The organism is Paraburkholderia agricolaris (genome assembly GCF_009455635.1).
Taxonomy (GTDB): domain Bacteria; phylum Pseudomonadota; class Gammaproteobacteria; order Burkholderiales; family Burkholderiaceae; genus Paraburkholderia; species Paraburkholderia agricolaris.
The window spans coordinates 355666-380245 of the sequence record NZ_QPER01000001.1 but is presented as its reverse complement, the minus strand read 5'-3'; the positions used below and the strand labels follow the sequence as shown (position 1 = coordinate 380245).

The following is a 24580-nucleotide window of genomic DNA, read 5'->3' as shown; positions in this document are numbered from 1 at the left end:
GCTCACTCTCACTCGATCGCGCAACGCGTCGCCTGCCACGCGATCAGACGCCATTGCCCGTCTTCCTGGGTGTGAATCGCCGTGTACGCGATCGGAAACAGCAGCGCCCCGTTATTCGCCTCCATTTCGATCAGCGCGCGGCCGGTGACGACGCAGGTCTCGCGCCCCACCGGCAGCACCTCTTGCGACTGCACCTCGATCTGCCGATAGCGGCGGCGCCCCGCCGTAATACCGTCAATGAACTGTCGCTTCGTTTCGCGCTTGCCGTTCGTGTGGACGTAGCTCACGTTGTCCGCGAGCAGCGTATCGAGCAACTGCCCGTCACCGTCGACCATCGCACGAAAGCGTTCTCGCTCCAGCCCGCGAATCGCTTCGATTATCTTTGCCGCCATTGCTCAGCCCCTTGCACCGGTAAGCCGAACGTGGCCTCGGTCGTCAGAAGTTATATTGCAAATATAGCTGGTGGAAATTTATACCAGGATTGGGCTCTTTGATACCGCCGTTGGAAATATGCTGGAAGCGATAGCCGGCCTCGTACTGCTGGTGGCTGCCGAATTGCAGGCCGACGCCCGCCATGGGGGCGAACTGGAACGCTGTGGCGAACGTGAGGTCAGAAGAAATTCTGGGACTCGTCAGGAGGCGGACACCGGCGCCCGCTTCGATATAAGGGCGAATCGCTCCCGCGGCCTTGATGAAGCGAATGATCGGCGTCACACCGATCTCCCCGATGTTTTCGTGCACATTCCCTTCGTTGGTGTGCCACCAGGCCACGTGCGCTTCGCCGATCAGCGCAAAGTGCCAGTCGCCGATCTGCCACCAGGTCAGATTCGGATCCCAAACAAAGCCGAGATCGAGTTTTTTAATGTGGTGATCGCCTACGCCGCCGGCAATCTGCACGCCGAACTGGTCAGCTGCAGCCAGTCCCGAAGCAGTGAACAGAATAGCCGCCGAAACGCTTTTTAGAGTCAGACCACGCAACGCATTTTTTTTGTTCTTCATCGGACACCCGAGAGCTAGCCGAACGTTGATCAGCGGACCACAGTCCCTATTTTAGAGACAATGTACATCTGGCGCTTCGTATGAAGAAAGGCAAATTCTCGCAATTAGTCACTTCAATTTTAGAAAAAATCGGTCATTTATGAGAGCGAAAGCGCTTTGTTAGGAAAATCATACGCGCTCTTGAAAATCTAGTGCGGAGCCTCCAATTGGCTATCAAACTCTAAATTTCAATAGGAATTTGCGGAACTTGGATGCCCCTACGCCTTCTAAGTATTAGCACTCGGCAAATCAGAGTGCTAACATCCAACGCTGGAGTCGTTAACTGAATACGCTTTTGTCTGATTCCAAAGGAGTTTCCTACGTGAGCCATGCAATGACCCTTCCGAGTACTTTGAGCCCGTCGTCGGCTAAGGCCGCTTCGGCAGGTGCACTGGCGCTCTCGCATTCCTCGCTGCTGCCCGGTCAACTGGGCAATATCGACGCCTACATCCAGGCCGTAAATCGGATTCCGATGCTGACGCCGGCGGAAGAACGCCAGTTCGCCACCGAATTTCGCGAGCAGGACAACCTTGAGTCCGCACGCCGCCTCGTCCTGTCGCACCTGCGGCTGGTCGTCTCGATCGCGCGCAATTACCTCGGTTATGGACTGCCGCACGCCGACCTGATCCAGGAAGGCAATATCGGCCTGATGAAGGCCGTGAAGCGCTTCGATCCGGAGCAAAACGTACGGCTCGTGTCGTATGCCATGCACTGGATCAAGGCTGAGATCCACGAATATATTCTGCGTAACTGGCGGATGGTGAAGGTCGCCACCACCAAAGCGCAGCGCAAGCTGTTCTTCAACCTGCGCAGCCACAAGCAGGGCCTTGGCGCATTCACGCCGGACGAGATCGAAGGTCTCGCCCAGGAGCTTAACGTGAAGCGCGAAGAAGTGGCCGAGATGGAAACGCGCTTGTCCGGCGGCGATATCGCGCTGGAAGGTCAGGTCGAAGACGGCGAAGAGTCGTATGCGCCGATCGCCTACCTCGCCGACTCGCATAGCGAGCCGACTGCAGTGCTGGCTTCGCGTCAGCGCGACAAGCTGCAAAGCGACGGTATCGCGAGCGCACTAGACGCGCTGGACGCCCGCAGCCGCCGCATCATCGAAGCACGCTGGCTGAAGGTGGAAGACGACGGTTCGGGTGGCTCGACGCTGCATGAACTGGCCGACGAATTCGGCGTGTCGGCTGAGCGTATTCGCCAGATCGAGGCGAGCGCAATGAAGAAAATGCGTGGCGCATTAGCCGAATATGCGTAAGGCTTAAAAGCCAGGACTTAAACATTTGGTCGTACTGGCTAGTCCGGTGCGCATAGGCTAGCCGCAAAGCCCTGCCCTCGCAAGAAGGCAGGGCTTTTTTGTGCCCGCTCAATAAGGCTCGCACTCAATCGCGACGCCCGTCGCCCTCACTCAAGAACATGCCTTTCAAACATGTGTTTCTTGACGTATCACAAACCTCATAGCAATACTGTTCGCACGGGCTGACATTCGCGACCCAATGCCGCAGCGTCGAACTTATACGTACAAGGTCCTCGATCCTAAAATCGAGATGCACTTGCCAGACCACTCAAGTGGCCTGGTTCCAGCCGGATTCACCGGCGTGAAGTTGCCTTCGACCGATAATGACCATAGCCCTGAATCGCAACAGCAACCCTCGCCCGAGCCTGCGCAAACGGTTCGCCGCCTGGGCGCGCGGTCCGACGCTGGCACGGGATATCGCCATCGTCCTCGCCATCAAATTCGCATTACTGATGGTGCTCAAGTACGCGTTCTTCAATCATCCGCAGGCGGAGCATATGTCGCTGCCGCCTGATCAAGTCGCGCAGGCGCTGCTGTCCGTGCCTGCCCCGCATCCGTCCCAAGGTGATCAACATGCCCGTTAGCGAAGTCGTAGAACTGTCGCGCCTCCAGTTCGCCATCACGGCGCTTTATCACTTTCTGTTCGTGCCACTCACGCTCGGTCTGTCCTGGTTGCTCGTCATCATGGAGTCTGTCTATGTGATGACCGGCAAGCAGATCTACAAAGACATGACCCAGTTCTGGGGCAAGCTGTTCGGCATCAACTTTGCAATGGGCGTCACCACCGGTCTTACCCTGGAATTCCAGTTCGGCACCAACTGGTCGTACTACTCGCACTATGTCGGCGACATCTTCGGCGTGCCGCTGGCCGTTGAAGGGTTGATGGCGTTTTTCCTCGAGTCCACCTTCGTCGGCCTGTTCTTCTTCGGGTGGAAGCGGCTCTCGAGAGTTCAGCACGTGATCGTCACGTTCCTCGTGGCACTTGGCTCGAACCTGTCGGCGCTGTGGATTCTGGTGGCCAACGGCTGGATGAACAACCCGGTCGGTGCAACCTTTAACTATCAGACCATGCGCATGGAGCTCGACAGCATCTTCTCGGTGCTGTTCAATCCGGTCGCCCAGGTGAAGTTCGTGCACACCGTATCGGCCGGTTACGTGACCGCCTCGATGTTTGTGCTCGGTGTGTCGTCGTGGTATCTGTTGAAACGCCGCGACACCGAGTTTGCGTTGCGCTCGTTCGCTATTGCCGCCGGCTTCGGCCTGGCCTCGACGTTATGCGTGATCGTGCTTGGCGACGAATCCGGTTATCGCACCGGCGAAGTTCAGCAGGTCAAGCTGGCCGCCATCGAATCCGAATGGGAAACGGCACCCGCACCCGCGCCGTTCACGATCTTCGGCATTCCGAACCAGAAGGAAGAACGCACCGACTATGCGATCCGCATTCCGTATGCGCTCGGCCTCATCGCCACGCGCTCGATCGACGAACCGGTACTCGGCCTGAAAGACCTGATGGCGCAGAACGAAGTGCGCATCAAGAACGGCATGCTCGCCTACGCCGCGTTGCAGAAGCTCAAGCTCGGCGACGCCACGGACGAAGCCAAAGCCGCTTTTGACGCGCACAAAGAAGATCTCGGCTACGGCCTGATGCTCAAGCAGTTCACGCCGAACGTCACCGATGCCACGCCGGATCAGATCGCGCAGGCCGCCAAAAAGACCATCCCGCCGGTGGCACCCGTGTTCTTCTCGTTCCGCCTGATGGTCGGCCTCGGCATCCTGTTCCTCGCGACCTTTGTACTGGCGTTCTGGTTCTGCGCGCAGCGCTCGCTGCTGCTGGAGAAGCGCCGCTGGTTCCTGCGCTGGGCCGTGTGGGCCATTCCGTTGCCGTGGCTTGCGGCTGAGTTCGGCTGGATTGTGGCTGAAGTGGGCCGTCAGCCGTGGACCATCGCCGGTATTCTGCCGACCGCCTTGTCCGCCTCGAGCCTGACGCCGGGCGATCTCTACCTGAGCATTGCCGGCTTCGTCGTGTTCTACACAGTGCTATTCATCATCGAAATCATGTTGATGTTCAAGTACGCGCGACTCGGCCCTTCGTCGCTGCACACTGGGCGCTATCACCACGAACAGCCGCTGAATCAGCCGCTGCCGACCAACACGGCCGCATGATTCGCCGCCACTCTGTTCCAAGGGAAAGATCATCATGGATTACGCAACCCTCAAACTGATCTGGTGGGTGTTGATCGGCGTGCTGCTGATCGGCTTCGCGCTCACCGACGGCTTCGACATGGGCGCGGCGATTCTGCTGCCGTTCATCGCCAAAACCGACGCGGAGCGGCGCATTGTCGTGAACACGGTTGGCGCAACGTGGGAAGGCAATCAGGTGTGGCTCATCACCGCGGGCGGCGCGATGTTCGCCGCGTGGCCGCTGGTGTACGCCGCGTCCTTCTCGGGCTTCTACTTCGCGATGCTGCTGGTGCTGTTCTCACTGTTCTTCCGGCCGGTCGGCTTCGACTACCGCAGCAAACGTGAAGACCCGCGCTGGCGCAGCGCATGGGATTGGGCGTTGTTTGTCGGCGGTTTTGTACCCGCGCTGGTGTTCGGTGTGGCGTTCGGCAACCTGCTGCAAGGCGTGCCGTTCTCGTTCGACACCGATCTGCGCGTCACGTATCACGGCGGTTTCTTCGCACTGCTCAACCCGTTCGCCGTGCTGTGCGGGCTCGTCAGTGTGTCGATGCTGGCCGCGCACGGTGCGGCCTTCGTGAAGATGAAAGCGGACGACGTCGTCGCCGAGCGTGCATCGCTCGCGCTGCGGATCGCTTCGCTCGCCGCCGTGGTGCTGTTCCTGCTCGCGGGCGCGCTTATCGCCACGATGATCGGCGGCTATCAGATCGTCGACGCCGCGCCGCTAGACACGGTGGCCAATCCGCTGCTGAAGAACGTGATCGGCGCACCTGGCCTTTGGCTCAACAACTACGCGCACTATCCGTGGATGGTGGCCGCGCCGGTGGCGGGCATTGCCGGTGGCGTACTCGCCTTGTTGCTGGCGCGCTCACGCTTTGAAAAGAGCGCCTTCCTGTCGACTTCGCTGATGGTCATCGGCGTGATTCTGACGGCGGGCTTCTCGATGTTCCCATTCATCATGCCCTCCTCGCTCGACGGCCGCAGCAGTCTCACGGTGTGGGACTCGACCTCGAGCCGCATGACGCTGCAGATCATGCTCGTCGCCGTGATCATCTTCCTGCCGATCATCCTGATCTACACGAGCTGGGTGTATCGCGTGATGCGAGGCAAGGTTACCGCCGCGGCGCTCAAGGAAAATCATCATTCGATGTATTGATCAGGAATACGGATAACAGGAGTTTGTGATGTGGTACTTCAGTTGGCTTCTCGGCATTGGCGTGGCGTTGGCGTTCGGCGTAATCAACGTGATGTGGCTGGAATCGCGCCGGCCTCTGGAAGCGGGCAAGCAGAAAGCACGTTGATGCATCCATTGCCAGTTGAGCACCGGTAAACGCAAAAGCGGCACCTTGATCCAAGGTGCCGCTTTTTTGTTCGCGTCCTTACTTCGACGAAGCTCGACGGAAGACCGAAGTCAGCTCAGCTCGAAGTCTTGATGCGATTACGCGGGTTGCGGCGCCGTACCGGCACCCGCACCGGGCGACAGACGCGTCGCCAGTTGTGCGGCGTAACGCTGGGCTGCGTCACCCACTACGATGTGAAACGTGTCGGCCGAAACCCACGCCGTGTCGAGCGTAGCGAGACGTTGACGATCAACCGCCGACGGATCGCGAACCACGATACGCAGACGCGTTGCCGCCACCGCATCCAGCGAAACAACGTTGCCCGCGCCGCCGAACACGGCGAGCCAACGCATCGGGTCCGGGTCGAGCGCACCGCTCTGGGCACCGCTTGCAGCCGCCACCGGAGCCGCAGCAACAGCAGGCGCGGCCGCAACTGCCGGCTTCACCGCTTCGCCACCGCCTTGTGCGATCACCGTACGAATTTCATCGGCGATGATGTCCGCTTCAGGTCCGATAATCACCTGCACGTTAGTCGCACCGCGCTTGAGCACACCACGCGCGCCGATCGTCTTCAGCTCGCTTTCCGAGACCTTGTTGGCATCGACCACCGACAGACGCAGACGCGTCGTGCAGGCATCCACCACTGAAAGATTCGACGCACCACCCAGCGCAGCGATATAACGCTGCGCACGCGGCACCGCGGCGCCCGCAACCGGCGACACAAAACCGCCAGCCTCGAACGACTCGATCTGTTCTTCTTCAGCGGCGGGTTCACGACCCGGCGTCGCCATGTTGAACTTGCGGATGAAGAAGCGGAACAGGCCGTAGTACACCACCGCGTACACAACGCCGAGCGGAATCGCCCACCAGCCCTTGGTCGACAAGCCGTAGTTCAGCACGTAGTCGATAAAGCCGGCCGAGAAGGTAAAGCCGAGATGAATCCCGAGCGCCGAGCAGATTGCCAGCGACAAGCCCGTCAGCACCGCATGGATCGCATACAGCACCGGTGCGAGGAACATGAAGCTGAATTCGATCGGCTCGGTCACGCCCGTCAGGAACGAGGTGAGCGCCATCGAGGCCAGCAGGCCGAACACCATCGCGCGACGCTCTTTCGGTGCCTCGTGATACATCGCAAGACACGCGGCCGGCAGGCCGAACATCATGACCGGGAAGAAGCCCGTCATGAACGTGCCCGCAGTCGGGTCGCCCGCAAAGAAGCGATGCAGGTCGCCCGTCACCGGAACACCGCCTGGCGGCGTGAAGGTGCCGAACACGAACCACGTCAGCGAATTGAGAATGTGATGCAGACCCGTGACGAGCAGCAAACGGTTCAGCACACCGAACACGAACGCACCGAGCGCACCCGCGGTGGTCAGCCAATGACCGGCCGTGTCGATCACGCCTTGCACCGGCTGCCATACGTAGCCGAACACAATGCCTATCACCAGACAGACCACGCCGGTGACAATCGGCACGAAGCGTTTCCCTCCGAAGAATGCGAGGTAGTCAGGCAGCTTGATGTCCTTGTACTTGTTGTACAGCAAGCCCGCGACGATACCCGCCACGATCCCGGACAACACGCCCATGTTGAGCTTGTCGTTGATGTCCTTCATCACCGCGATTTCGATCAGATAACCGATCGCACCCGCGAGACCCGCCACGCCGTTGTTATCTTTCGCGAAGCCAACCGCCACGCCGATTGCGAACAGCAACGGCAGGTTGTCGAAGATCGCGCCGCCGGCGTCGGCGATCATCTTGATGTTGAACACATCGGGTTGGCCCAATCGCAGCAGCAAGCCGGCAACCGGCAGCACTGCAATCGGCAACATCAGCGCCCGGCCCAGGCGCTGAATCTTCAGAAACGGATTCCCATCCATTGACACCTCCAATCCTTGTCTCGTTGTCGACTGTCGTCGTTGAGTTTTGTAGCGATACGTCCTGACTATGCGAAACTGGTTGCGGACTGTGTGGGTTCAGTCCAAAGGCCAGGTTTCGCGACTTACTGCTCTTACCGCCTGCGCCGATTCGAGCGCCAGGGCATCCTGGGCGCGTTGGCGGCACAGCTGATAATCGAGGTTGCGCACGCGCGCCTTGATGCCAGGCACCGACACCGGGTCCACCGAAAGCTCGGTCACACCGAGGCCGACGAGCAGCGGCATGGCAACGGGATCGCCCGCCAGTGCGCCGCATACGCCGACCCATTTGCCATGCTTGTTCGCGCCCTGCACGGTCGCTGCGATCAAACGCAGCACCGCCGGATGCAAACCGTCCGCCTGAGCGGCGAGGTCGGCCTGGCAGCGATCCATGGCAAGCGTGTATTGCGTCAGATCGTTGGTGCCGATCGAGAGGAAATCCGCGTGCTGCGACAGTTGATCGGCGAGCAACGCGGCCGACGGCACTTCGATCATCACGCCAACTTCAATCGGTTCCGTACGGCCCGATTCACGGGCAAATTCGCCGATGCGCTTGCGGATGCGGATCAGCTCGCCCACATCGGTCACCATCGGCAACAGGATGCGGACGGCGCCGAGCGGCTGCACCGCCAGCAGACCACGCAATTGGTCGTCGAGCAGATCCGGGCGCACCTGTGCGAGGCGGATGCCGCGCAGCCCAAGCGCCGGATTCGGTTCGGGCGGCAGCGTCAGGTAGTCGACTTCCTTGTCCGCGCCGACGTCCAGCGTGCGAATGATCGCGGTGCGGCCGCTCAATGCATCGACGATGGCCTGGTAGCTCTGGCGATGTTCGTCGGTGGTCGGCGCTGCGGCGCGGTGAATGAACAGCAGTTCGGTGCGCAGCAGACCGACGGAATCCGCGCCGTTGTCGACGGCGGTTTTCGCATCGTCGAGCGTGGCGATGTTGGCGGCGACTTCGATCGCGCGGCCGTCTGCGGTGACCGCGGCTTGTTGCGACGTGCGGCGATTTGCTTCGCGCACGCCGGCGAGGCGGCTACGTTCAAGACGCGCGCGTTCGACGTCGAGTTCGGTCGGAGCAAATTCGAGGCGGCCGGTAGTGGCGTTCACCACGACCTGCGTACCTTCAGGGATCGCATGCAATGCATCGCCGACTGCCACCAGCGCCGGAATGCCGGCCTGACGCGCGAGAATCGCCGCATGCGAGGTCGCTCCGCCGCGCGCCATCACGAGGGCCGTGACGCGCGAGCGATCCAGCGTGGAAAGATCGGAAGGCGTGAACTCTTCGGCCGCCAGAACCGCTTCGTCCGGCAGCGTGCGCGCCGCCGCATTCGTATAACCGAGCGCGCGCAACACACGTTTTTCGATGTCGCGCAGATCGGCGGCACGCTCTGCGAGCAAGGCGTCTTCGATATTCATCAGGATGGCGATCTGTGCACGGATCGCTTCGCGCCACGCAAAGCCGGCGCTCTTGCCGAGACTGATCAGATCGCGCGCGGCATCGACCAGGGTCGGATCTTCAAGCAAGACGCGATGCACCGCGAAAATACCCGCTTCACCCACCGCACCACGTTGCGACGCATCGCGCACCGTGGTACCGAGATCGGCGTCGACGGTAGCAATCGCTTTGTCCAGCAGACGGCTTTCAGCCGCCGACGTGCCATTCGCCTTTTCCGGCGGATCGATATCCGCATCGTCCCAACGCACCAGCTTGCCGACCGCGACGCCCGGCGCCGCGCACACACCCGCGAGCGTATTCGGCGCAAGCGTTTCACCCGCTGCGTGGGCAACGGCTTGCGGCGCCGGCGAGCTTTGACGTGCCGGTTTTTCTTCGACTTCGCCGTGCGCTTCACGTGTCAATTCATGGGCGATCGCTTCGATCGCGGCTTTGGCTTGCGGACCGACGCCGAGCAACTCGACCGTCGCACCTTCGCCCGCGCCGAGGCCTAGCAAACCGACCACGCTCTCGATTGCCGCCTTGCGCCCTTCGTAACGCACCTCGACACGCGCATCGAAACCGCGCGCCGCTTCACGAGCACGTGCGGCAGGCCGTGCGTGCAGACCGCCTGCGTGCACCAGCGTGACTTGCTGACGGGCCTCTTCGGTCACGTTGGTCGCACTGGCCTGGCGCGACGCCTGCGCCGCTTCTCCGCCGCGAGCACGCAGCACCAGTAGCGGCGTTTCACCGGCCTTCAGCATGCCGCCCGGCGCGCGCTCGACAATCTCGAACGCATCCGAGTTGGCGATCGCGATCACCGAGACGAGGCTCGGCGCGTTCAGCGCGACCCGGTCCTGATCGAATTCGATCAGGATGTCGCCGGTGCGCACGGTTGCGCCTTGCGCGACCATCGGCGCGAAACCTTGACCGTTCAGCTCGACTGTGTCGATGCCGATGTGCAGCAGAATCTCCACGCCTTCGGCTGTCGCGAGCGTGACCGCGTGGCCGGTGCGCGCGAGATGGGTGATCGTGCCGTCGCACGGCGCGACGAGTCGCCCCTCGAGCGGATCGATGCCAATGCCATCGCCGAACATGCCGCCCGAAAACACAGGGTCGGGCACATTCGCCAACGGCACGACCGGACCGGTCATCGGCGCGAGCAAAACAATTTGGCCTTCAGAATGGCTGATCAAGCGGGACTCCTCGACACGTCGCATCTGATTTCTCGTCAGTGAGTTTCGGTGACTTTGTTGAGATGGCGTGGCGCGTCAGGATTGCGCCCGCGTGCGGCGGCAAGGCCGGCAGCCATCACATAAAAGGACAGGATCGCGGCGATCGGATCGAGCGCCGCATGAGCGGTAGTGGCAAGCGGCAGCGTTGCTTCGGGCACATCGCCCGGCGCTGCGAGCAGCACGCGCGCGCCGCGCGCCTGCATGTCGCGCGCGAGTTGCAGCAGGCCGGCCTGTTCGGGGCCGCGCGGTGCGAACACCAGCAGCGGATAGTCGCGGTCGATCAGTTCCATCGGACCGTGGCGCACTTCGGCGCTCGAAAACGCTTCAGCCTGAATGCCGGACGTCTCTTTCAATTTCAGCGCGGCTTCCTGCGCAATCGCGAGACCCAGACCACGGCCGATCACGATCATGCGTTCGATGCCGCGTAGTTCGTCCACGGCTTTCGACCAGTCGAGCTTGCCGGCGCTCTGAAGCGCGTCCGGCAACGTGTTCAACGCGCCAAGCAACGCGTCGTCCTTCTGCCAGTGAGCGACCAGTTGCGCGGAGATCGACAGCATGGCGATATAGCTCTTGGTTGCCGCAACGCTCAGTTCCGGGCCGGCCATGAGCGGCAAGTGGAATTCGCACGCGTCCGCCAACGGCGAGTTCGGCGCGTTCACCGCAGCCACCGTCAACGCACCGGCCTTGCGCAGCGCTTCCATCGTGCCGACCAGATCCGGGCTCTTGCCCGACTGCGAGAACGCCAGCGCGAGCTGATCGCGTACCTGCAGCGGCGCTTGCTGAAGCGTCGCAACCGACATCGGCAGCGAGGCGACCGGCACGCCGAGACGGCTCATCGTCAGGCTTGCGAAGTAACTCGCCGCATGATCCGAGCTGCCGCGCGCGACTGTCAGTGCGACATGGCGCGGTTGCTGGGCGAGCTTCGCTGCCAGCGCCTCGACGCGCGAGGTGTCCGCGAGTTGCGCGGCGACCGTTTCAGCGGACGCCAGCGCCTCTTTAAGCATATTCGACAATTGATTCTCCTTCGACGTATGTCGCGGTCAACGCCAGTTCACGATCGAACACGACCACATCGGCCCACGCGCCGCGTGCAATGCGGCCGCGGTCTTCGATGCCGAGGTAGTCGGCGGCGTAGCGCGACAAACGGTTTGAAACATCGGCGATCGGCAAGCCGATCGATACAAGATTGCGCAGCGCCTGATCCATCGTCAGGGTGCTGCCGGCGAGTGTGCCGTCGGCAAGACGCACACCGCCGAGGCACTTCGTCACATGCTGGCTGCCGAGGCGGTATTCGCCGTCGGGCATGCCGGTGGCCGAAGTGCTGTCCGTCACCACGTAGAGGCGCGGAATCGCGCGCAACGCGGCACGGATCGCGCCCGGATGAACGTGCAGCAAGTCGGGAATGATTTCGGCGAATTCGGCGTGCGCGAGCGCGGCGCCGACGAGGCCTGGGTTACGGTGATGCAGCGGCGACATCGCGTTGAACAGGTGTGTGAAACCGCATGCACCGTGCTTGAGCGCGGCGACGGCGTCGTCGTAAGTGCCGAGTGAATGGCCAAGCTGCACGCGCACACCACGCGCCGCCATCTCGGAAATGATCTCCATATGGCCGGCGATTTCCGGCGCCAGCGTGACCACGCGAATCGGCGCGATCGACAGATACTTCAGCACTTCGTCCATCACCGCGGACACGGCGGCGTCCGGCTGCGCGCCGAGTTTGCCGGGATTGATATACGGACCTTCAAGATGAACGCCGAGCACGCGCGCGCCGCCTGGTGTGCGAATCCGCGCGTTGTTGCCCAACCCCGCGACGACATTCATCAGCTCGGCGCGCGGCGCGGTCATCGTGGTAGCGAGCAGGCTGGTCGTACCGTAACGCGCATGCGTGCGGGTGATGGTTTCGATCGCGTCGCCGCCTTCCATCACGTCGGAACCGCCGCCGCCATGCACGTGCAGATCGATGAAGCCAGGCAGGATGTAGGGCGCGTCGTTCTTCGCCGGATCGGCGCGTTCGCCGGTCAGTGCCGTGATGCGGCCGTTTTCGTATTCGAGCGTGCCGTGAATCCACCCATCGGTGGTGAGTATGTTTCCGGTCAGCATGAGTCTCTCTGGTGAGGCGTAATGCGGGGTGCGACTGAAATGCGCTCGATGGCGCCGCACATGACAGCGAGCCGCGCGGCCTGCTCGCATGCGCCTGTCAGGCACATCGATCAGGTGCGCAATTCAGCGACAAAATCGTAGTAATCGTCGCGGCAATAGGTGTCGGTCAATTCGATCGCACGCTGGTCCGCGCTATACCCGATACGGGTGATGACCAGCAGCGCCGAGCGCGGTTCAATATCCATCAACGCGGCGATCTCGCTCGAGGCGTTGACCGCGCGAAAGTGCTGCAAGGCGCGCACGATGGCGGCGCCGCGTTGTTCGAGATAGCTGTAAAGCGACACGCCGATCGCCTGCGGATCGGGCACGATCGCGGCGGGCAGCGCCGAATGCTCGACCGCCATGACGATGCCGTCCGCGCGCCGTAGGCGCCGCAAGCTCGTCACCGCCGCGCCGGGCGACAGGCCGAGGTGCACCAGCTCATCACGGTTGGCGGCGCGGATATCGCGCTCGAGCCACACCGAGTCAGGCCGGAAGCCGCGTTGCTGCATCTTCTTCGTGAAACCGGTGAGCCGCGACAGCGGGTCTTCGACACGCGGCGTAATGAAGCTGCCCGCGCCTCGCGCCCGCCGGATCAGACCCTGCTCGACCAGCAGCTCGATTGCCTTGCGTGCGGTGATGCGCGACACGCCGATCGCGTCCGAGAGCGTGCGCTCCGACGGCAGCGCCTCCCCCGCCGACCACACGCCGCAGTGGATCGCCGTCGCCAGATTGCGCGCGAGCTGCAGATAGAGTGGCGTGACGTTGCGAGCGTCAGGCATCAGTGCGGACCAGCGAGTTTCCATGGGGCTCCGGCGGTCGTCTCGAAGAATGCAGCCTACGAAAATGAGAGCCCATTATATAACCAACATAATACCAGTCAATCAACTGGTCCCATGCTTCTGCGGATTGGCGGAAAGCCTTGCTGCATCGGCGTTATAAGGCGATTTTCGGGCTCTGGAGGGTGGTTTACAGGGATCGGGATTTACCCGTATTCGAGATGTGCGGAGTATCCGGCAGGCCCACTGGTCCTCTATCGGGTCATCGGCATACCAAGAGAGCGATACCTGTCTGATACCACTTTGATGTGACCTTAAGCCGTGCGGCTTTTTTAATGAGATGCCTTCCAATATAGTGCTGGGTAGCAAGCCACAAAAACTCCCCGGGGAGCAGCATTTGACAGATTCCGAGGCGCTGCGGCGTGCTCAGGCCGTCCGCCATTTCAACCGCTTCTATACCCAGCACATCGGTGCCCTGCACGAGCATCTGGCTAAAAGCGCCTTCTCGCTGACAGAAGTACGCGTTCTGCACGAACTGTCCCGCGGACGCGCGCAGACGGCGTCGGTGCTCGGGCGCAATCTCGGCCTCGACAGCGGTTACCTCAGCCGCCTTCTGACCAGCTTCGAACGACGCGACCTGATTACGCGGCGCCCGTCCGACTCGGACGCGCGTCAGTCGCTCATTGCGCTCACCGACAACGGTCACGCGGCCTACGCGCCGCTCGATACCGCAGCCATCGAAGAGGTATCGACGCTGCTGAACGGCCTCACCGTGCTCTCGCAGGAACAGTTGATCACCTCGATGAAGGTGATCGAGCGGATGCTCGACAGCAAGCCGAAACACGATCTCGTGATCCTTCGACAACCCCGTGCCGGCGACTGCGGTTGGCTCGTGCATCGGCAGGCGCAGTGGTTCTCCACGCAATACGGCTGGGATCAATCGTTCGAAGGCCTGCTTTCGCGCATCGTCGCCGATTACACGCAACGCCATGATCCAGTGCGCGAAATGTGCTGGGTCGCCGATCAGGACGGCATGGTGGTCGGCTCGGTGTGCATCGTCGGGGTCTCGACGACGGTGGCGGGCGTGCGGCTCTTGTGGGTCGAACCGGACGTGCAGCGTCTTGGCATCGGCTCGCAGTTGATGAACGAATGCGTGCGGTTCGCGCGACGCGCGGGTTACACCAAACTCACACTGACCACGGCCAGCGCGCTCGAGGAGCCAAGGCGGCTATGCGAGCGCGCCGGCTTCCAGCTCGCCTGCACGACTGCGGAGCGGCGCTTCGGCAAGGATCTGATGATCGAGCGGTGGGAGTTGGATCTGTAGCTTCGCCAAACCATGCGCGACGCGGGAACAAAAAAACGCCACGGCTTGCGACCGTGGCGTTTTCGTTTTACGACTTAGGTAAGGATGCCGCTTAGAACGACGGCACCACCGAACCCTTGAACTGCGTCTTGATGAACTGGCGCACGTCTTCCGACTGGTAAGCCGCGACCAGCTTCTTGACCCACGGCTTGTCCTTGTCCTGCGCACGCACGGCGATCAGGTTCGCGTACGGGCTGTGGATGTCTTCGAGCGCGATCGCGTCTTTGGTCGGCTGCAGACCGGCTGCCAACGCGAAGTTCGTGTTGATCGCGGCGGCGTCGACGTCCGACAGCGAACGCGGCAGTTGGGCTGCGTCGAGCTCGACCAGCTTGATCTTCTTCGGGTTCTCGGCGACGTCGAGCGGCGTGGCGTTATTGCCGTCCGTACCCGCGCCCGCCTTCAGCTTGATCACGCCTTGCGCCTGCAACAGCAGCAGCGCGCGGTTCTCGTTCGACGGATCGTTCGGCACCGCGATCTTCGCGCCTTGCGCCAGATCTTTCAGCGACTTCAGCTTCTTCGAATAGATGCCGAGCGGCGAAATGTAGGTCAGACCGGCGTTGACGATCTTGTAGCCGCGCTGCTTGACCTGGCTGTCGAGGTACGGCTGGTGCTGGAAGCTGTTGGCGTCCAGATCGCCTGCGTCGAGCGCGGCGTTCGGCTGCACGTAATCGTTGAATTCGACGACCTTTACGTTCAGGCCTTCGCGCTTCGCTACTTTCGTGACGACTTCCCAGATTTGCGCATCCGGGCCGCCAATCGTGCCGACCTTGATGACCTTGTCGTCGGCATGTGCGCCGAGGCTGGTGAAGATCGCCGCACCGGCGACCACAGCCGAGAGGGCTTTGAGGATATTTCTGCGCTGCATGTAAATCTCGCTTTTTCTGATCGATGTCAGATTCGGGTGGAAGCCGGCGGCAGCGCTGCTACGCTCGCGCCGCCAACTGGACCGCAAATGGTCTCATATGCCCAGCGAGATGGGAAATATCACGATCGCATATCCTTATGCGTCTTATGCGGCGGCGTTTACGCGAAATGCGCTCACTGTGTCACGCAGACGCCCAGCCTGATCCTGCAATGATGCCGCCGCAGCCGCGGCCTGTTCGACCAGCGCGGCGTTCTGCTGCGTCACTTCGTCCATCTGCGTGACTGCGCGGCCCACTTGCGAAATCCCGCTGCTCTGCTCTTCGGAGGCCGCCGCGATCTCGCCCATGATGTCCGTGACACGCTGCACCGCTTGCAGAATCTCGCCCATCGTCGTGCCGGCCTGCTGGACCAGCGTCGAACCGTTGTGCACGCGCTCCACCGAAGCGCCGATCAACTGCTTGATCTCCTTGGCTGCCGTTCCCGAGCGTTGCGCGAGGCTGCGCACTTCTCCTGCGACCACCGCAAAGCCGCGACCTTGCTCGCCGGCGCGGGCGGCTTCGACCGCCGCGTTCAGCGCCAGAATATTGGTCTGGAACGCAATGCCTTCGATCACACCGATGATGTCGGCAATCTGCCGCGAGCTGTCGTTGATCTCGCCCATCGTACCGATCACGCGGCTCACCACGTCGTTGCCGCGCGTCGCGATTTCCGATGCACTGTGAGCCAGGCCACTCGCCTGGCGCGCGTTGTCCGCGTTCTGCTTGACCGTCGCGGTGAGCTCTTCCATGCTCGCCGCCGTCTCCTGCAACGAGGCCGCCTGCTGCTCGGTGCGCTGTGACAGATCGCCATTGCCGGCGGCGATCTGCTGGGTCGCCGAGGCAATCGATTCCGCCGAATGACGAATCTCGCCGATGGTCCGCTGCAAACGGCTCTGCATCTCGTGCATGGCCGCCATCATGCTGGTCTTGTCTTGCGCGCGAACGTCGACTACCTGGGTGAGATCGCCCTTGGCGATGCTGGCGGCAAGACGCGCCGCGTGGTCCGGTTCACCGCCGAGACTCGCGCGCACGTTGCGGATGATCAGCACCATCGCCAGCGAAATGATCGCGCCGATCACCAGCACGACGAGCAGGTGGCCCAGCAGCGTTTCGTAGTAAACCGTGTCGATGTCCTTGATGAACACGCCGCTCGTGATGTTCCAGTCCCATGGCGCGAAACGCACCACGTAGCTGATTTTCGGTACTGCGGTTTCACTGTGCGGCAAGCGTCCGCGATATTCAGCGAAGCCTCGGCCGCTTGCTTTGGCCGCGTCGACGATCGTCACATACAGCAGCTTGCCGTCCGGATCCTTGAAGTCGCCGACCGCCTTGCCGGTCATTTGCGGCAGCGTCGGGTGCATCAGCACGACCGGCTTCGAGTCCATCACGAACAGATAGCCGGATTCGCCGTAACGCATGGTAGCGAGACGGGCGAGCGCTTCGCGCTGGGCGTCGGCCTCGCTCATCTTGCCGCTCTGCGAAAGCGCGTAGTAGCCCTTCACAACACCCTGCGCCGCGTCGACGAGGTTCACCATGCCCGCCTTGCGCTCGGCCAGCATCGTGCTGCGCGTTTCAACCGCGCTCCACAGCCCGACGCCGAGCAGTCCCAGCCAGACGAGCGCGAGCGACAACCATAGTTTGCGATTCAAACTCATCCTGCTCATTGCTGTGATCTCTCTCTTGTGGTCGTGTTCTGTTTGCATGCCGATGTCGCCGTCGTCTCGCGCTGCGAGCGCTGACGACCTGACGCGCAAACGATTGCCACAGGTATATCGGCATGTCAGCCGCTCAACTTGAGGCAACTTGTAAGGAAGCGACAACCGTGAGAGCACAACATGAGCAGGTATTGATGGTGCGCAACGAATCGTCCGGTGACAGATAATTGAAGGCCATTGCCCGCGAATCCATGCGGCCCAGCCATTCGCTTACGAGAACGCTCATGTACGTCATCAATCTCATCTACACCGCATCGCTCGAACGCGTGGACGACGCGCTCGAAGCGCACCGCACGTTTCTGACAAGACACTTCGAATCGGGAGTATTCGTGGCTGCCGGGCCGAAAGTACCGCGCGACGGCGGCATCATTCTGGCGGTGCGCATCGAGCGCGATAAGCTGGATGAGATTCTCGCCAGCGACCCGTTTGCCCAGCAGAAGCTCGCGCGTTACGAGGTGACGGAGTTCAGGGCGACACGCCTCGCGCCGGGAATGACTTTGCCGATGCCGGCTTGAGGATTACAGCGAAGGGATTTGAATACGGGCGCGCGGCAGATGCACGCGCCCGTCTGCATCAATACGTCAATCGAGCAGCAGCTTGATATCGTGCACCCACGGCGTGGCGCCCTGACCATCGCGCGCGAACAGACGTAGCTTGCCATCTGTGTCGAACACATAGCTCGCCGCCGTGTGGTCCATCGTGTAGCTATCGGGTGTCTTGCCCGGTACTTTCGCGTAGTAGACGCGGAAGTCTTTCGTGATTTTGGTGAGTTGTGCCTGGTCCGCCGGACGCAAGCCGACGAACGTCGGATTAAACGCCGGCACGTATTGCGCGAGCAGGGCCGGTGTGTCGCGATCGGGATCGACGGTGACGAACAGCACCTGCACGCGCTTCGCGTCTTCCGGACCGAGTTGCTGGAGAGCTTGCGAGAGCTCGGCCATCGTGGTCGGGCAGACGTCCGGGCAATGCGTGTAGCCAAAGAACAGCACCACTACTTTGCCCTTGTAATCCGCCATTGTGCGGATCTTGCCGGATGTGTCGGGGAGCGAAAAGTCGCTACCGAATTGCGTGTTGCCGGTGATGTCGAGATTCTGGAAAGCCGGCGGCTGCTTGCCGCAGCCCGCAACCAGCAGCGCACCGCCAAGTGCGCAAGCGATCAGGGTGACACGCGCGGCGGCACGCGCCTTGCGCACAAAGCGTTGTGTAAGCATGGGTGTTACGCGCCGATCACGACGCGCGCATAGTGGTCGATCAACAGCGCGACGAACAGCACCGACAGATAGACGATCGAATAACGGAAAGTCTTGCGCGCCAGATCGTCGGAATACTCCCGATAGATCTTCCACGCATACGCGAGGAATACGGCACCGAGCAACACGGCCGCCACGAGGTACACCACGCCGCTCATGCCGGAGATAAACGGCATCATCGTGACCGCGAACAGGATCACGGTGTACAGCAGAATATGCAGGCGCGTGTACTTTTCGCCGTGCGTATTCGGCAGCATCGGCAGACCGGCGTTTTCGTAGTCTTTGCGGCGATACAGTGCGAGTGCCCAGAAATGCGGCGGAGTCCACACGAAAATGATCAGCACGAGAATCCATGCGTCACCCGGCACGTGGCCGGTGACCGCGGCCCAACCGAGCGCCGGCGGCATCGCGCCGGACGCGCCGCCGATCACGATGTTCTGTGGCGTGGCCGGTTTGAGCAGCAGCGTATAGATGACCGCATAGCCGACGAAAGTGGCGAGCGTGAGCCACATGGTCAGCGGATTGGCGAACGTGTAGAGCGTCCACATGCCGAGGCCGCCGAGCACGGCCGAAAACAGCAGGATCTGTGGGGTCGTGATTTCGCCGCGCGCGGACGGCCGCCATGACGTGCGACGCATCTTCGCGTCGATCTTCTGTTCCATCAGGCAATTGATGGCGAACGCCGCACCGGCCAGCAGCCAGATGCCGACGGTGCCGCCGATCAGAACGGTCCACGGCACCATGCCGGGCGTCGACAGAAACATGCCGATGACTGCGCAGAACACAGCGAGCTGCGTGACGCGCGGCTTCGTCAGGGCGATGTACTGGGAGACCCGGCTACCGGGCGTTTGGGAGAGTGTTGTGCTGTCCATGTGGGGTCACGCTGGCGCGGCATCGCGCGCAGGCAACACGGCGCGGCCGGGACGGCTATAAGCGATCCGAAAGTTTAACATAACGAGCAGAAGCAGCAGGATTGCGGCCCCCCCGTTATGCGCGACCGCAATGGGCAACGGCCATTGCAGAACGATGTTCGATAAGCCGGTGATGAACTGGATCAGCACCACCAGCAACACGCCGTTGGCCGGGCGCCGCAGCGACTCGAAACGGCGCAGTTTCAGCGCCAGCCACACCAGATACGCGACCACGACAATCGCGAACGTGCGATGCGTCCAGTGAATGGCGACCAGCGCATCTTGCGTGATCATGTCGCCGTCGCCGGTCATGCCGAGTGCGCGCCACAAGTGGAAGCCATGCGCGAAGTCCATCGGCGGGATCCATTGGCCGTTGCAGGTCGGGAAGTCCGTGCAGGCGAGCACCGCGTAGTTGGTGCTGACCCAGCCGCCCAACGCGATCTGCACGACCAGCAGTACGAGACCGGCGAGCGCCGCCGCACGCCAGCGCGCGGCCTCGGGCTCATGGGCCGGCAGCGGCGTTTGGCGCGCGGCCAGCCAGCCGAGCGTGCCGAGCAATGCGAGGCCGAGCAGCAAATGGGTCGTGACGATAATCGGCTGCAGCTTCATGGTCACGGTCCACGCACCGAACGCGCCCTGCACGAGAATCAGCAGCAGCAGCGAAGTCGGCCACCACGGCGACACATGCAGCGGACGGCGCTTGATGCGCGCAGTCCACGCAATCAAGGTCTGCGCGATGATCAGCACGCCGATTGCCATCGCGAAGTAGCGGTGGATCATCTCGATCCAGGCTTTGGTCATGCTGACCGGGCCGGTGGGCATCAATTGATGCGCGGCGGTAATCGCGGCGTGCGCGATGAACGGCGACGACGTGCCATAGCAACCAGGCCAGTCGGGGCAGCCGAGACCGGAATCGGTGAGCCGCGTAAAGCCGCCGAACATCACCAGGTCCAGCGTCAGGAAGGTGGTAAGCCACACCAGCTTGCGGAATTTGCCGTCGTCGGCTTTGACCCAAACGTAGGACAGCGGCAACGCCGCGATACAAAAGCCAATCAGGGCCAGTTGCAGTACGAACATCTTTCTTACCCTTGTTGCGGCATCAACCGATGCTCGACCATTTGAGCAGCTTGGTCACGTCACCTTTGATCTTGCTGGGGTTGGGATCTTTCGGGAAACGCATCATCAGATTGCCGTTCGGATCGACCATGTAGATGTGGTCGGTGAGTTGGGTGCCGGTGTCGGTCGGCAACCACGCGGACACCTCCGCCGGGTTGGCAATCAGCATGTCGGTGTCGGGATAGGCCTTTTGTATCACGTCGGACACGTTGCCTGCATCGGTGCGCAGCCACACTTCTACGACGCGTTCGCGTTCCGGGCCCTGAGCTGCGCGTATTTGTCGCATGAAGTACAGCTTGGTAGCGCAGGCTTTGTCGCATGCGCTGTTGTCGACGGAGATCATCAGCCAGTGGCCGCGCAGCGACGCGAGCTTAAGCGGCTTGCCGTCTTCACCCGTCACGACGAGCGAATCCGGAATCGGCCGCTGTGGTTCGACCAGCGTGCCGTAGCTCGTGCTACCGCCGGTCGGCTTGACCACGTAATAAACGAAGTACGACACGGCGATCGGTGCGGCACAGATGACCGCCAGTAACAGCAGCATCCAGCGGCCACGCTTCCACGATCCCCCGCCATTGGGTTGACCAGGCATCACTTTCGGAGCTGCGGGTTTGCCGGCTTGCGGCGAACGGGGAGATTGCGTCGACACTACAGGACCTCTTTCAATGATTGCGCGGCTTCAAGGCCCCTGTTCGGAGTACGAGAAACCGCGGTGATGCGTTATGCGCGCGGAGCGTGCTCTTTCTTCGCGGCGCGGCGCGCGGCATACAGGCCGAAGGCCAAGGCCGCGGCCGCCATGCCCCACCACTGGAACATGTAGCCGTAGTTGGTTTCGACACCGGTGGTCGGCGCCGGCCAGTCGCGCACCAGCTTGTCACCGTCGTCGCTCAATTGCTGGATCACGAACGATTGCAATGGCAGCCCGGTTTCGGCAGCGTACGCCGCCGTATCCAGATTCTGGCGGATCTTCTGATGCGCGGCCGATCCGCCCTGCCCCAACTCGAAAGCACGCGAGGCATCGGCACGTGCAATGCCTTCGATTTCGATCTCGCCTTGCGGCGTGGTGTACGGCGCGATGGTTTCGCGATTGCTCGTGTTGCGTGGCAACCAGCCGCGATTGACCAGCACATAACCGCCGTCGGCCAGTTTAAAAGGCATCACGAGGTAAAAGCCCGGCTGATCGTTATACGGGCGATTATCCAGATAGACAACTTTGTCCGCGACGAAACTGCCACGCGCCTTCACCCGATGGAATTCGATGTCCTTCAGTTCGACCGGCCTGGCACTAACAGCCAGAGCGGGCGCGTCTTCGAACTGCGTAATCTGCGCTTCGAGCGCTTCCTTCTGATGGGCGCGGTCGCGCTGCCAGAAACCGAGACGCACCGTCACCACGATGACAAGCAGAATCAGCAGTGCGGGAACCAGGCGAAACTTCATCGAACACGCTCCACCGCCACCTGCGGACCCGCCCGGAACGAACGGCAGACGCCGGCGCGCGGTGCGATAATAACTGTCTTGCCTCTGCGCTTTCTGGTTTCAGTTGGTTCCATGCACATTCTCGTTCCCATCGCCTTCGTCCTGATCATCGCCAGCATGGTGTCGGCGCTGTATTTCATGATGCATGACAAGGGCAAAACCAAGCGGATGGTCTGGTCACTCGCCACGCGGGTGGGCCTGTCGATCTCGTTGTTCCTGTTCATCCTGTTCGCTCACTGGATGGGCTGGATTCAGTCGACCGGCATTCCTTACGGGCGTTGAGCCCGGCGGAAAGCACATCACGCTATCAGACTCACCAAACAAAACGCCGCCCTGACAGGGTCGAGGGCGGCGCTGCATAACTTGCGTACTGCTCGTGCGCCGCGCCTTTAAGAGGCGATGCGCGAACGGCCTGCACGCACTCGGAAAAACCGGTCGGTTTCCAGTACGTATGCAGGCCAGACTGCGTTACAGCCAGTACACGACGATGTACAGCCCAAGCCACACAACGTCCACAAAGTGCCAGTACCAGGCGGCGCCTTCGAATGCGAAGTGATGCTCCGCCGTGAAGTGGCCGCGAATCATCCGCACCAGCACCACCGCCAGCATCGTGCCGCCGAGGAATACGTGGAAACCGTGGAAACCCGTCAGCAGGAAGAACGTCGAACCGTACACACCCGAGGACAGCGTCAGGTTCAGTTCGTTATACGCGTGGAAATACTCGAAAGCCTGCAGGAACAGGAAGCAGACGCCAAGCACCAGCGTAGCCGCCAGCCAGATGATCGCTTTCTTGCGATGATCTTCACGCAGTGCGTGGTGCGAAACCGTCAACGTAGCGCCGGACGACAGCAGCAGCGCCGTGTTGATGGTCGGCACCGGCCACGGCTGCATCGACTTGAAGGTCGAAACCAGCGCTGCCGGACCGTTGTTCGGCCATACCGCCGAGAAATCCGGCCAGATCAGCTTGTAGTCGAGACTGCCGAGCTGATGCAGCGCGATTTCGCGTGCGTAGAACAGCGCACCGAAGAAGGCACCGAAGAACATCACTTCGGAGAAGATGAACCAGCTCATGCTCCAGCGGTACGACTTGTCGACGTTCTTGCCATACATGCCGCCTTCGGATTCCGCGATCGCGTCGCCGAACCAGTGCCACAACGTATACAGCAGCCACAGCAGGCCGACGACGACGCCGAGCGGCGCCAATTCATGGTCGTTGATCCAGGCCGCAAGCGATCCGAGCATGACCAGCAACCCGGCAGCGGCGCTGATCGGATGCCGCGACGGATGCGGTACGAAATAGTACGGGCTCTCGTTTTGACCGCTCATTCTTGATTCTCCACTTCAGTCCAGTTGTTCCGGAATCTCCGGCTGTATCTTCGGCGGCGCGTCGATACCGCACCGCTTCACTCTAATTCGTAGGCTCTGCTGCGCCCCGTACTACCCCGTGAGCCCGAACGCGTCAACCCACCACCGCGCGCACGATCAGGATCAGCACGCCGATGAAAATGGCCGCACTGATCAACGCCGCCAGGATCACATGCAGCGGGTTCAGCTGCACAGCGTCTGCTTCCAGATCCCGACGCTTGCGCACCCCGAAAAACGACCAGAACACGGCTTTCATCGACTGGCCGAAACTGCTCTTGCGTGGGGCGCCGCTGTTATCGCTCATTACGTCTTCTTCCTTCGCCTGCGGCAAAAACCGTCAAGCGGGATTGGCGGTGGTTGCCGCCGTATTCGCCGTGGGTGAGGCACTTCCGGCCGTCGCCGCTGCCGGCGTACTCAACTCAAAGAACGTGTACGACAACGTGATCGTTTTCACATCCTTTGGCAACTTCGGGTCAACCACGAACACCACCGGCATCCGCTTCGTCTGATTCGCAGTCAACGTCTGCTGCGTAAAGCAAAAACACTCAATCTTCTTGAAGTACTCAGTGGCCTGCTTCGGCGCGTAGCTCGGAATGGCCTGCGCCTGAATCGTGCGCGCCTGTTCGTTGCTGACCTCGTACATCACCGTCGTCACTTCGCCCGGATGCACGTCGAGACTGCGCTGCTCCGGCTTGAAACCCAGCGGGCCGCGCGCGTTCGCATCGAATTCGATTGAAATCGTGCGGCTCATGTCGACCTGCGTGTTCTTCGCCTCGCGCGCCGTGGCATCACGCTGCACGAGGTTGTTGATGCCGGTGACCTCGCAGATCGCGCGGTACATGGGCACCAGTGCGAAGCCGAAGCCGAACATCATCAACGCGACGACGAACAGCTTGATCAGCATCGAACGGTTAAAAGAGCGATCGGCCTGAGCCGGCGGTTGCGTCGACATCTCAATCCTCAACAAACTTGCAAACCAGACTCGAACTGCCGCGTCAGGTGAACCACTTCTGATGGATGATGACGCTCGCAAAAAAAGCCGCTGCGATGACAAACATCACAATACCTATGCGCCGGTTGCCCGCGCGAATCTGCTCGGATGTACGTCTTTCTTGAGGATTGCGCGTCATGCTC

General features: G+C 61.6%; 26 protein-coding genes. 8 read left to right on the top strand and 18 right to left on the bottom strand.

The features are described from left to right. Positions 1 to 8: 8 nt before the first annotated feature. A complete protein-coding gene (locus GH665_RS01695; protein ID WP_028199069.1) occupies positions 9 to 392 on the bottom strand; it encodes a nuclear transport factor 2 family protein in 384 nt (127 codons plus the stop codon). Positions 393 to 435: 43 nt separating this feature from the next. After that, a complete protein-coding gene (locus GH665_RS01690; protein WP_153134413.1) occupies positions 436 to 999 on the bottom strand; it encodes an acyloxyacyl hydrolase in 564 nt (187 codons plus the stop codon). Positions 1000 to 1360: 361 nt separating this feature from the next. Between GH665_RS01690 and rpoH the strand changes: the two genes are divergently transcribed. From rpoH to cydX, 5 genes are all read left to right on the top strand, one after another. After that, entirely contained in the window at positions 1361 to 2296 is a 936-nt protein-coding gene (gene rpoH, locus GH665_RS01685; protein ID WP_030099933.1) for an RNA polymerase sigma factor RpoH, read from the top strand. Between the two features lie 362 nt (positions 2297 to 2658). Then, positions 2659 to 2919 (top strand): cytochrome oxidase putative small subunit CydP, encoded by a 261-nt coding sequence (gene cydP / locus GH665_RS01680; protein ID WP_153134412.1) that lies wholly within the window; start codon positions 2659 to 2661, stop codon positions 2917 to 2919. After that, a complete protein-coding gene (locus GH665_RS01675; RefSeq protein WP_153134411.1) occupies positions 2909 to 4498 on the top strand; it encodes a cytochrome ubiquinol oxidase subunit I in 1590 nt (529 codons plus the stop codon). Before cydP ends, GH665_RS01675 begins: the two co-directional genes overlap by 11 nt. A gap of 34 nt (positions 4499 to 4532) precedes the next feature. Beyond that, on the top strand, positions 4533 to 5669 hold the full coding sequence (gene cydB / locus GH665_RS01670; protein WP_153134410.1) for a cytochrome d ubiquinol oxidase subunit II: 1137 nt from the start codon (positions 4533 to 4535) through the stop codon (positions 5667 to 5669). A gap of 28 nt (positions 5670 to 5697) precedes the next feature. Further along, the gene (gene cydX, locus GH665_RS01665; protein ID WP_028199063.1) at positions 5698 to 5814 is read left to right on the top strand and encodes a cytochrome bd-I oxidase subunit CydX; all 117 of its coding nucleotides are present in this window, start codon (positions 5698 to 5700) and stop codon (positions 5812 to 5814) included. Between the two features lie 137 nt (positions 5815 to 5951). Here cydX and nagE read toward each other — a convergent pair whose 3' ends face one another. From nagE to GH665_RS01640, 5 genes are all read right to left on the bottom strand, one after another. Then, a complete protein-coding gene (gene nagE / locus GH665_RS01660) occupies positions 5952 to 7730 on the bottom strand; it encodes an N-acetylglucosamine-specific PTS transporter subunit IIBC (protein ID WP_153134409.1) in 1779 nt (592 codons plus the stop codon). A gap of 96 nt (positions 7731 to 7826) precedes the next feature. Then, a complete protein-coding gene (ptsP, locus tag GH665_RS01655; RefSeq protein ID WP_153134408.1) occupies positions 7827 to 10418 on the bottom strand; it encodes a phosphoenolpyruvate--protein phosphotransferase in 2592 nt (863 codons plus the stop codon). Between the two features lie 11 nt (positions 10419 to 10429). Beyond that, a complete protein-coding gene (locus tag GH665_RS01650) occupies positions 10430 to 11437 on the bottom strand; it encodes an SIS domain-containing protein (RefSeq protein WP_153138166.1) in 1008 nt (335 codons plus the stop codon). Next, a complete protein-coding gene (gene nagA, locus GH665_RS01645; RefSeq protein WP_153134407.1) occupies positions 11430 to 12533 on the bottom strand; it encodes an N-acetylglucosamine-6-phosphate deacetylase in 1104 nt (367 codons plus the stop codon). The genes GH665_RS01650 and nagA overlap by 8 nt, the downstream gene beginning before the upstream one ends. Positions 12534 to 12643: 110 nt before the next feature. Continuing rightward, entirely contained in the window at positions 12644 to 13378 is a 735-nt protein-coding gene (locus tag GH665_RS01640; protein ID WP_028199058.1) for a GntR family transcriptional regulator, read from the bottom strand. A 370-nt stretch (positions 13379 to 13748) separates the two neighbouring features. Between GH665_RS01640 and GH665_RS01635 the strand changes: the two genes are divergently transcribed. Next, the gene (locus GH665_RS01635) at positions 13749 to 14675 is read left to right on the top strand and encodes a bifunctional helix-turn-helix transcriptional regulator/GNAT family N-acetyltransferase (protein WP_153134406.1); all 927 of its coding nucleotides are present in this window, start codon (positions 13749 to 13751) and stop codon (positions 14673 to 14675) included. A 91-nt stretch (positions 14676 to 14766) separates the two neighbouring features. Here the strand turns inward: GH665_RS01635 and GH665_RS01630 are convergent, their stop codons facing one another. Both GH665_RS01630 and GH665_RS01625 read right to left on the bottom strand, forming a co-directional pair. Beyond that, complete coding sequence (locus tag GH665_RS01630) at positions 14767 to 15579, bottom strand: MetQ/NlpA family ABC transporter substrate-binding protein (protein WP_153134405.1); 813 nt, start codon at positions 15577 to 15579, stop codon at positions 14767 to 14769. A gap of 144 nt (positions 15580 to 15723) precedes the next feature. After that, positions 15724 to 17280 carry a methyl-accepting chemotaxis protein gene (locus GH665_RS01625; protein ID WP_167530891.1) on the bottom strand — a complete coding sequence of 519 codons (1557 nt, stop codon included), beginning with the start codon at positions 17278 to 17280 and terminating at the stop codon, positions 15724 to 15726. A gap of 275 nt (positions 17281 to 17555) precedes the next feature. On the opposite strand from GH665_RS01625, the gene GH665_RS01620 reads away from it, so the two are divergent. Then, positions 17556 to 17846, top strand: coding sequence for a YciI family protein (locus GH665_RS01620; RefSeq protein ID WP_153134404.1), 291 nt, complete (start codon positions 17556 to 17558; stop codon positions 17844 to 17846). A gap of 66 nt (positions 17847 to 17912) precedes the next feature. Here GH665_RS01620 and GH665_RS01615 read toward each other — a convergent pair whose 3' ends face one another. The 5 genes from GH665_RS01615 to GH665_RS01595 form a co-directional block, all read right to left on the bottom strand. Then, positions 17913 to 18542, bottom strand: coding sequence for an SCO family protein (locus tag GH665_RS01615; protein WP_106352041.1), 630 nt, complete (start codon positions 18540 to 18542; stop codon positions 17913 to 17915). 5 nt (positions 18543 to 18547) lie between these two features. Continuing rightward, complete coding sequence (gene cyoE, locus GH665_RS01610) at positions 18548 to 19453, bottom strand: heme o synthase (protein WP_106352042.1); 906 nt, start codon at positions 19451 to 19453, stop codon at positions 18548 to 18550. Positions 19454 to 19459: 6 nt separating this feature from the next. Further along, positions 19460 to 20569 (bottom strand): COX15/CtaA family protein, encoded by a 1110-nt coding sequence (locus GH665_RS01605; protein ID WP_153134403.1) that lies wholly within the window; start codon positions 20567 to 20569, stop codon positions 19460 to 19462. A 22-nt stretch (positions 20570 to 20591) separates the two neighbouring features. Further along, a complete protein-coding gene (locus GH665_RS01600) occupies positions 20592 to 21254 on the bottom strand; it encodes an SCO family protein (protein ID WP_153134402.1) in 663 nt (220 codons plus the stop codon). 71 nt (positions 21255 to 21325) lie between these two features. After that, positions 21326 to 22042 carry an SURF1 family protein gene (locus GH665_RS01595; protein WP_153134401.1) on the bottom strand — a complete coding sequence of 239 codons (717 nt, stop codon included), beginning with the start codon at positions 22040 to 22042 and terminating at the stop codon, positions 21326 to 21328. Positions 22043 to 22153: 111 nt separating this feature from the next. On the opposite strand from GH665_RS01595, the gene GH665_RS01590 reads away from it, so the two are divergent. Further along, positions 22154 to 22363, top strand: coding sequence for a twin transmembrane helix small protein (locus tag GH665_RS01590; RefSeq protein ID WP_007179452.1), 210 nt, complete (start codon positions 22154 to 22156; stop codon positions 22361 to 22363). 186 nt (positions 22364 to 22549) lie between these two features. Here the strand turns inward: GH665_RS01590 and GH665_RS01585 are convergent, their stop codons facing one another. The 4 genes from GH665_RS01585 to GH665_RS38910 all read right to left on the bottom strand — a co-directional run bounded on the left by GH665_RS01585 (position 22550) and on the right by GH665_RS38910 (position 24576). Beyond that, the gene (locus GH665_RS01585) at positions 22550 to 23407 is read right to left on the bottom strand and encodes a cytochrome c oxidase subunit 3 (protein WP_153134400.1); all 858 of its coding nucleotides are present in this window, start codon (positions 23405 to 23407) and stop codon (positions 22550 to 22552) included. A gap of 133 nt (positions 23408 to 23540) precedes the next feature. Further along, positions 23541 to 23750 carry a DUF2970 domain-containing protein gene (locus GH665_RS01580; protein ID WP_153134399.1) on the bottom strand — a complete coding sequence of 70 codons (210 nt, stop codon included), beginning with the start codon at positions 23748 to 23750 and terminating at the stop codon, positions 23541 to 23543. Positions 23751 to 23783: 33 nt separating this feature from the next. Further along, positions 23784 to 24398 carry a cytochrome c oxidase assembly protein gene (locus GH665_RS01575; RefSeq protein ID WP_153134398.1) on the bottom strand — a complete coding sequence of 205 codons (615 nt, stop codon included), beginning with the start codon at positions 24396 to 24398 and terminating at the stop codon, positions 23784 to 23786. A gap of 43 nt (positions 24399 to 24441) precedes the next feature. Then, complete coding sequence (locus GH665_RS38910) at positions 24442 to 24576, bottom strand: cytochrome oxidase small assembly protein (protein WP_217361855.1); 135 nt, start codon at positions 24574 to 24576, stop codon at positions 24442 to 24444. Between the last annotated feature and the right edge of the window lie 4 nt (positions 24577 to 24580).

What these genes read in the sequence shown, in the direction of transcription:
- GH665_RS01695 (WP_028199069.1), bottom strand. Translation starts at nt 392, where the DNA reads ATGGCGGCAAAGATAATCGAAGCGATTCGCGGGCTGGAGCGAGAACGC.
- GH665_RS01690 (WP_153134413.1), bottom strand. Translation starts at nt 999, where the DNA reads ATGAAGAACAAAAAAAATGCGTTGCGTGGTCTGACTCTAAAAAGCGTT.
- cydP (WP_153134412.1), top strand. Translation starts at nt 2,659, where the DNA reads ATGACCATAGCCCTGAATCGCAACAGCAACCCTCGCCCGAGCCTGCGC.
- GH665_RS01675 (WP_153134411.1), top strand. Translation starts at nt 2,909, where the DNA reads ATGCCCGTTAGCGAAGTCGTAGAACTGTCGCGCCTCCAGTTCGCCATC.
- cydB (WP_153134410.1), top strand. Translation starts at nt 4,533, where the DNA reads ATGGATTACGCAACCCTCAAACTGATCTGGTGGGTGTTGATCGGCGTG.
- cydX (WP_028199063.1), top strand. Translation starts at nt 5,698, where the DNA reads ATGTGGTACTTCAGTTGGCTTCTCGGCATTGGCGTGGCGTTGGCGTTC.
- nagE (WP_153134409.1), bottom strand. Translation starts at nt 7,730, where the DNA reads ATGGATGGGAATCCGTTTCTGAAGATTCAGCGCCTGGGCCGGGCGCTG.
- ptsP (WP_153134408.1), bottom strand. Translation starts at nt 10,418, where the DNA reads ATGCGACGTGTCGAGGAGTCCCGCTTGATCAGCCATTCTGAAGGCCAA.
- GH665_RS01650 (WP_153138166.1), bottom strand. Translation starts at nt 11,437, where the DNA reads ATGCTTAAAGAGGCGCTGGCGTCCGCTGAAACGGTCGCCGCGCAACTC.
- nagA (WP_153134407.1), bottom strand. Translation starts at nt 12,533, where the DNA reads ATGCTGACCGGAAACATACTCACCACCGATGGGTGGATTCACGGCACG.
- GH665_RS01640 (WP_028199058.1), bottom strand. Translation starts at nt 13,378, where the DNA reads ATGGAAACTCGCTGGTCCGCACTGATGCCTGACGCTCGCAACGTCACG.
- GH665_RS01630 (WP_153134405.1), bottom strand. Translation starts at nt 15,579, where the DNA reads ATGCAGCGCAGAAATATCCTCAAAGCCCTCTCGGCTGTGGTCGCCGGT.
- GH665_RS01625 (WP_167530891.1), bottom strand. Translation starts at nt 17,280, where the DNA reads ATGAGCAGGATGAGTTTGAATCGCAAACTATGGTTGTCGCTCGCGCTC.
- GH665_RS01620 (WP_153134404.1), top strand. Translation starts at nt 17,556, where the DNA reads ATGTACGTCATCAATCTCATCTACACCGCATCGCTCGAACGCGTGGAC.
- GH665_RS01615 (WP_106352041.1), bottom strand. Translation starts at nt 18,542, where the DNA reads ATGCTTACACAACGCTTTGTGCGCAAGGCGCGTGCCGCCGCGCGTGTC.
- cyoE (WP_106352042.1), bottom strand. Translation starts at nt 19,453, where the DNA reads ATGGACAGCACAACACTCTCCCAAACGCCCGGTAGCCGGGTCTCCCAG.
- GH665_RS01605 (WP_153134403.1), bottom strand. Translation starts at nt 20,569, where the DNA reads ATGTTCGTACTGCAACTGGCCCTGATTGGCTTTTGTATCGCGGCGTTG.
- GH665_RS01595 (WP_153134401.1), bottom strand. Translation starts at nt 22,042, where the DNA reads ATGAAGTTTCGCCTGGTTCCCGCACTGCTGATTCTGCTTGTCATCGTG.
- GH665_RS01590 (WP_007179452.1), top strand. Translation starts at nt 22,154, where the DNA reads ATGCACATTCTCGTTCCCATCGCCTTCGTCCTGATCATCGCCAGCATG.
- GH665_RS01585 (WP_153134400.1), bottom strand. Translation starts at nt 23,407, where the DNA reads ATGAGCGGTCAAAACGAGAGCCCGTACTATTTCGTACCGCATCCGTCG.
- GH665_RS01580 (WP_153134399.1), bottom strand. Translation starts at nt 23,750, where the DNA reads ATGAGCGATAACAGCGGCGCCCCACGCAAGAGCAGTTTCGGCCAGTCG.
- GH665_RS01575 (WP_153134398.1), bottom strand. Translation starts at nt 24,398, where the DNA reads ATGTCGACGCAACCGCCGGCTCAGGCCGATCGCTCTTTTAACCGTTCG.
- GH665_RS38910 (WP_217361855.1), bottom strand. Translation starts at nt 24,576, where the DNA reads ATGACGCGCAATCCTCAAGAAAGACGTACATCCGAGCAGATTCGCGCG.